The 6,157-nt window shown below is 74.1% G+C and carries 6 protein-coding genes; 3 read left to right on the forward strand and 3 right to left on the reverse strand.

The genetic code is table 11. From position 1 onward, the window contains the following. Both ACVMLK_RS19390 and ACVMLK_RS19395 read right to left on the reverse strand, forming a co-directional pair. Positions 1-1,148, reverse strand: a 1,148-nt coding sequence (locus ACVMLK_RS19390) for a CheR family methyltransferase (RefSeq protein WP_457487347.1), incomplete at its 3' end; no start/stop codon positions are given. Next, on the reverse strand, positions 1,135-1,677 hold the full coding sequence (locus ACVMLK_RS19395) for a chemotaxis protein CheW (RefSeq protein WP_370592006.1): 543 nt from the start codon (positions 1,675-1,677) through the stop codon (positions 1,135-1,137). The genes ACVMLK_RS19390 and ACVMLK_RS19395, both read right to left, overlap by 14 nt. 172 nt (positions 1,678-1,849) lie before the next feature. Between ACVMLK_RS19395 and ACVMLK_RS19400 the strand changes: the two genes are divergently transcribed. Then, positions 1,850-2,602, forward strand: a complete 753-nt coding sequence (locus ACVMLK_RS19400; RefSeq protein WP_198366804.1) for a 2-keto-4-pentenoate hydratase — start codon at positions 1,850-1,852, stop codon at positions 2,600-2,602. A gap of 58 nt (positions 2,603-2,660) precedes the next feature. Here ACVMLK_RS19400 and rpoD read toward each other — a convergent pair whose 3' ends face one another. After that, positions 2,661-4,484, reverse strand: a complete 1,824-nt coding sequence (gene rpoD, locus ACVMLK_RS19405) for an RNA polymerase sigma factor RpoD (protein WP_457487348.1) — start codon at positions 4,482-4,484, stop codon at positions 2,661-2,663. A 515-nt stretch (positions 4,485-4,999) separates the two neighbouring features. Here rpoD and ACVMLK_RS19410 point away from each other — a divergent pair. Together ACVMLK_RS19410 and ACVMLK_RS19415 are read left to right on the forward strand one after the other, a co-directional pair. Next, a complete protein-coding gene (locus tag ACVMLK_RS19410; protein WP_422925005.1) occupies positions 5,000-5,692 on the forward strand; it encodes an ImuA family protein in 693 nt (230 codons plus the stop codon). Continuing rightward, positions 5,692-6,157 (forward strand): Y-family DNA polymerase (locus tag ACVMLK_RS19415; RefSeq protein ID WP_457487349.1); only part of this gene is annotated, 466 nt, incomplete at its 3' end. The genes ACVMLK_RS19410 and ACVMLK_RS19415, both read left to right, overlap by 1 nt.

The following is a 6,157-nucleotide window of genomic DNA, read 5'->3' on the forward strand; positions in this document are numbered from 1 at the left end:
GCTCCGAGCGGGCGGCCTCGGGGGGGCCGCGGTTTGGCCCCGCGCCCCCCCCCGGGGCGCCGGCCCCCGGCGGGGGCGGCGGGGGTGGCGGAACGGCCCTGCGGGGCGGCGGTGGCCACGACGGAAGGACACGCGGGGGGGGAGGCGGGCCGGAGGGCGGGGGCGGAGGCGGAGGCGGCGGTGGCGCCCCCCGCGGGCGGGGGGGGGGCGGGGGGGGGGGCGGGGGGCCCCGGTGCCGCCTCCGGCGGCCGGAGGGCGGCGGCGGGCCGCCGGTAGGCCACGGTGCCCGCCAGGTTCACCACCTCCAGGAACTCCGCGAAGGCGGGGTTCGGCTCGGCATGGCCCAGCAGCAGCCAGCCGCCCTCGGCAAGCCGCTCCGCCAGGGCGCGCACGATCCGCACCACCGTGTCGGGGTGAAAGTAGATCAGTACGTTGCGGCAGAGGATCAGGTCGAATTCATTGATCTGCAGCGGCGACGTGCCGTCGAGCAGGCTGAGCAGGTTGTGCCGCTCGAAGCGCACCATGGCGCGGTGCTCGGGCCGCAGCAGCCAGTCCCGCCCGCCGGGCTGCGGCAGGAAGTCCCGTTCCACCTCCTCCGCCGGCACGCCGCGCAACGCCCAGCGGCTGTAGCGCCCGGCCCGCGCCATCTGCAGCACCGCCTCGTTCAGGTCGGTGCCCAGGAGATAGGCCCGCCATTCCGCCAGTTCCTCCCCCAGGATCCGGCGGAGCAGGATGGCCAGGGAATAGGGCTCCGCCCCGCTGGCGCAACCGGCGCTCCAGATCCGCAGGCCCCGTGACGGCGCCCGGCGCCCCAGGATCTCCGGCAGGATGGTGCCACGCAGGGCGGCGAACTGCTCGGCGTAGCGGAAGAAGAACGTCTCGCCGATGGTGATCTCGGCCTCGAGCGCTATCCATTCCGCCTCGCCCAGCAGAGGATCGGCGAGGCGGTCCAGATAGGCGCCGCAGCCGCGCAGGCCGGTGCGCTGCAGGCGGCGGCGCAGCCGCTCCCACAGCAGGGTATCCTTGTCCTGGTAGTAGAAGTGCCCGGTCCGCGCGATGAGCAACGCCTTCAGCCGCTCGAACTCCGCATCGGGGATGAAGTCCGGGCGCGACCCCGGCATCAGCACGGCGGCATCAGACGGCGCCATCCCATTCCGCCAGGCGCGCCTGTTCCGCGTCGCGCAGCGCCGCGAGCCGCGACCGCTCCTGCGCCAGCAGGATCCGCTCCGGCGCCAGGAGATGCACGAAACCCTCGGGCGTCTCGATCTCCGCCGCGGCGCATCCGTTCAGGCTCTGCTCCGGCGCGAGCGGCCGCAGCGCGGAGGCGGGGGCCGGCATCATGTCCAGCACGCGGTCCACCAGCAGGGCGAGATCCTGCCCCGGCAGCACGCCCGCCGTCAGGACGAGGTGGCGGTAGAGCGCCGATTCGGCCCCGCCGGCGGGATCGGCCAGGCCGAGGAGGCGGGGCAGGTCGAGCACCGGCACCGCCGCGCCGCCCAGGTTCAGGAAGCCGGCCAGGGGACGGGGCAGGCCGGGCGGCCGCCAGAGGCGGGGCAGCGGCAGCAGCTCCCGCACCGCGGCGGCCGGCAGGGCACAGCGCCGGGTGCCCAGCCGCAGCAGCAGGTAACGGCCGGGCGCGGCGATGCCAGAGGAGATGCCGGGGGGATTGATCGTCACGACTCGCGGGCCTCCTGACAGCCGCCTCGATAGCATCGGTGCCGCCCGTCACAAGCCCCCCTCCCCGGCCCCGCCGGCTTGCGGCAGGATGCCGCGGCCGCGTCATGGCCCGCTGCCCCGACGATCCCAGCCCCCACGACCACCGTCAGATCACCAAGGAGAAACCCCGCTTATGGCCACCGATACCGCTGCCGCCGCCGCCGCCCTGCTGGAAGCCCGGCGCAGCCGCAACTGGCTGGAGGCGCTGCCGGAAGGCGCGCAGCCGGCCTCCATGGAGGATGTCTTCGCCATCCACGCGCTGGTGGCCGAGGCGCTGGGCCCGATCGCCGGCTTCAAGGTCGGCGCCGCCTCCCCCACCGCCGATCCCTCCGGCGCGCCGCTGCACGAGCGCAACCTGCGCTTCGACGCCACGCCCTATGCCGCCGCCGATTTCAATATCACCCGCATCGAGGCCGAGATCGGCTACCGCCTCGGCGCCGACCTGCCGCCGCGCGAGGCGCCCTATTCGCGCGAGGAGGTTCTGGACGCCATCGAGAGCCTGCATCCGACGATCGAGATCGTCGATACGCGCTTCGTCAGCCTGGGGCGCGATCCGCTGAGCCACACCGCCGACCAGGCGAGCCATGGCGCCCTGGTGGTCGGGCCGGCGGTCATGGACTGGCGCCACATCGATCCGCCCGCCCTGCCGGTGAAGCTCACCTTCAATGACAGGGTGGTGGTCGAGCAGGTTGGCGGCAACTCGGCCGGGGAGCCGATCCGGTTGATCCAGTGGCTCGCCAACAAGGGCGCCCACCGCTACGGCGGGCTGAAGGCGGGCATGGTGATCACCACGGGAAGCTGCACCGGCATGCCCGCCGTGGAGGCCGGCAGCCGGGTGCGGGCGGAGTTCGCGGGCGTCGGCGCGGTGGAGACGGCGATCCTCTGAACCGCCGCCGACAATCGCGGGGCCGGGGGCGAGCCCAGGGGCGATCCCCTGGCCCGGCTCAGGCCAGGAAGCTGCGCAGCGACCGTCCGCGCTTCGAGACCTGCAGCTTCTTCAGCGCCTTCGCCTCGATCTGGCGGATGCGCTCGCGGGTCACGTTGAAGGTCTTGCCGACCTCCTCCAGCGTGTGGTCGTTCTCGCCGCCGATGCCGAAGCGCATGCGCAGGATACGCTCCTCGCGCGGCGTCAGGTCGGAGAGGATGCGCATGGTGGCGTCGCGCATCGAGGACCGGGCGGCGGCCTCGAAGGGGATCACCGCGTTCTCGTCCTCGATGAAGTCGCCGAGGCGCCCGTCATCATCCTCGCCGATCGGGTTCTCCAGGCTGACCGGCTCGCGCGCCAGGCGCTGCACGGCGCGCACCTTGTCCACCGACATGCCGAGCTCGCCCGCCAGCTCCTCCGGCGTCGGCTCGCGGCCGGCCTTCTGCTGGAAACGGCGGCTCATCCGCGCCACCTTGCCCACCGTCTCGGTCATGTGCACCGGCACGCGGATGGTGCGCGCCTGATCGGCCAGCGAGCGGGTGATCGCCTGCCGCACCCACCAGGTGGCGTAGGTGGCGAACTTGAAGCCGCGGCGCCAGTCGAACTTGTCGACCGCGCGCATCAGGCCGATGTTGCCCTCCTGGATCAGGTCGCCGAACATCAGGCCGCGGTTGCGGTAGCGCTTGGCGATGTGGACGACGAGACGCAGGTTCGCCCGCGTCAGCTCCTCCTTCGCCTTGCGCATGTCACGCTCGCCACGGCCGACCTCGGCGCAGACACGGCGCAGCTCGGCCGCCGGCAGGCCACTCTCCGCCTCCAGCGCCGCCACGGCGGCGCGGATTCCCGGCAGGCCCTCGCGCAGCTCCCGCAGGCTGGCCTCGCGTTTGGCGGAGCTGGTCTTGGCCTTCTGCACCGCCTGCAGCAGCGCCGCCGCGCCCTGCTCGCTGCCGTCCCAGAGGCTGATCACCAAGTCGCGGTCCATGCGCGCGGCGGTGGCCAGGCGCATCGCCTTGCCATCCAGCGCCAGCAGGCGGCGGTTGGTGTCGCGCACCTGGCCGACCAGCAGGTCGAGCCGGGCCGGACGCAGGCGCAGCGCGGCGAAGAGGCCCACCATCTCCTGGCGATAGGCCATCGCGGCCTCGCTGCGGGGCGGCATGGCGCGCAGCTGCTCATGCGCCTCCAGCGCCGCCACGAAGGCGGCCAGCACCTCCGGCTTCATCTTCTCGTCGAGCGTGGCGTGCGGCGCGGCCTCGGCCTCCTCGCCCTCCTCCACCTCGACGGCCACGGCGGGGGAAGCGGCATCGGCCGCCATGGCCTCCAGCTCGACCACGTCCCGCAGCGGCATCTGCCCCTGCTCCAGCGCGGTCTTCCAGGCGGCGATGTGCACGAAGGTCATCGGGCTCTCGCAGAGCCCGGCCAGCATGGCGTCCCGCCCGGCCTCGATGCGCTGGGCCAGCGCGATCTCCTGCTCCCGCGTCAGCAGGTCGGTGCCGCTCATCTCGCGCAGGAACATGCGGACGGGATCGTCGGAACGGGCCATGCTGGCCTCGTTGACGTTGCCGCCCTCGCCCGCCTCGTCGGCGCTTTCCTCGGCCTCCGCCTCCTCGCGGGGGGATTCGGCCTCGTCGTCCTGCTCCCCGGCGGAAGCGTCCAGGCCTTCCTCGCCGGCGTCATAGCCGGCGCGCCAGCCGCGCGCCTCCTCGGTCAGGGTGCCGTCGCGCTCGGGCAGGTCCTGACCTTCCTGGCCCAGGATGTCCCCGAACGCCGAATGCCGCGCCTTGAGGGTCTCGCCACCCTCGGCATCGCTCTGATCCGCCGTACCGTAGGTAAACATCCCGTCCATTGATTCACCTGCTTCGTTATGGGGGACCGAGGGGGTCCCGTCTGTCTCGTGCCATGCCGCCGCCCGCCCCGCGTCACGCCGGAGGGCGAACACGGACATTGGCGGGGGATCGCTCTGGGGGTCGGGCGGTGCGTCGGTCGCCCACCGGTCCGCGCTTATCTAGGAAGGCGGACCCACCGCAAAAACCCCTCCGCATGAGGAGGAAAATCGCGAGGCCCGGTGTCCAGGGAGAGGCCAAGCGGAAAGCCGGGGGGGCGAAGTGCCGGCCGCCATGCGGCGCGGGAGGGCAGCAGGGCAGGCGCGGTCAGGGCGGATGGCGCGCCGCGGCGGCGGATTTCCGTCCTGAAACTGCGCGAGACTGCTTGACATCCATGCTCCGGGGGCTGGGGCGGACCCGTCTATACTGGTCGGGAGGTTCACAGCAATGAAATCTCGTAGGGGCAGCCCCGCCCCGCCCGCTCAAGCCTGGGCGCGACAGGCTTGCAAGCGCGGCAAGATAAGAACAAAACTAGAACATGCCCAGCCCCGCCCACCCTCCCTCCCTGGCCAGCCTGCGGGAACGCATCGCCCGCCTCGAGCGGGGTGCCCTCTGCCCCGGCCTGGAGGCCTGGCCCGGCATCCCGCTCTGCGCCGCCCTGGATGACGCCTTGCCTCCCGGTGGGCTGCCGCGCGCCATGCTGCATGAGATCCTGACCGCCGGGGAGGAACAGATGCCGGCCGCGCTGGGCTTCGCCGCCATCCTGCTCGGCCGGGCCGGCGGCACGGTGTGCTGGATCGAACCGGGGCCGACGGGCTGGGCCGCCGGGCTGCATGGCTTCGGCCTGCCGCCCGAGCGGCTGGTGCTGGTCCAGGCGGAACGGCGCGACGAGGCGCTCTGGGCGATGGAGGAGAGCCTGCGCTGCCCGGCCGTGGCGGGAGTGCTCCTGCGGCTGGCGGAAGGGCCGCCGCCGGGCCTGACCGCGCTGCGGCGACTGCAGCTGGCGGCGGAGCGCGGCGCCCTGGCCCTGCTCCTCCGCCCCGCCGGGGAGCCGGCCGGCCCCACCACGGCGCGCACGCGCTGGCGGATCCGCCCCTTGCCGGCCCCCGACCCCCGCTCCCCCGCCATGCCGCATTGGGAGATCACGCTGCTGCGCGCGCCCCGGCTGGAGGCGGCACGGCGCTGGCGGGTGTCCTGGGACGGCGAGTCGCTGCGCGCGGAGCCGGCGTGATGGAGGCCGCGCCCCGCCGCATCCTGGCGCTGCACCTGCCCTGGCTGGAGAGCGAGGGGCTGGACCCCGGCCCCCTGCTGCTTTGGGGCATTGAGGGGCCGCGCCGCCTGGTCATGGCGGTGGATCCGGCGGCGGCGCGGCTCGGCCTGCGGGCCGGCATGGCCCTGGCCGATGCGCGCGCCATGGTGCCCCAGGCGACGGTGCTGCCGCAAGATCCGCACCGCGCGGCGGCGCGCCTGACGGCCCTGGCGCTGCATCTGCGGCGCTTCACGCCCCTGGTGGCCACCGAGGCACCCGACACGTTGCTGCTCGACACCACCGGCTGCGAGGCGCTGGCGGGCGGCGAGGCGGCGCTGGCGCGGCAGGCCCTGGCGGCGCTGGAGGCCTGCGGACATGCCGCCCTGGCGGCCATGGCCGGCAATGCCGCGGCCGCGGCGGCGCTGGCCCGGCCCGCGGTGCCGGGCG

It is taken from the genome of Teichococcus aerofrigidensis (assembly GCF_054073225.1).

What these genes read in the sequence shown, in the direction of transcription:
- ACVMLK_RS19400 (WP_198366804.1), top strand. Translation starts at nt 1,850, where the DNA reads ATGGCCACCGATACCGCTGCCGCCGCCGCCGCCCTGCTGGAAGCCCGG.
- rpoD (WP_457487348.1), bottom strand. Translation starts at nt 4,484, where the DNA reads ATGGACGGGATGTTTACCTACGGTACGGCGGATCAGAGCGATGCCGAG.
- ACVMLK_RS19410 (WP_422925005.1), top strand. Translation starts at nt 5,000, where the DNA reads ATGCCCAGCCCCGCCCACCCTCCCTCCCTGGCCAGCCTGCGGGAACGC.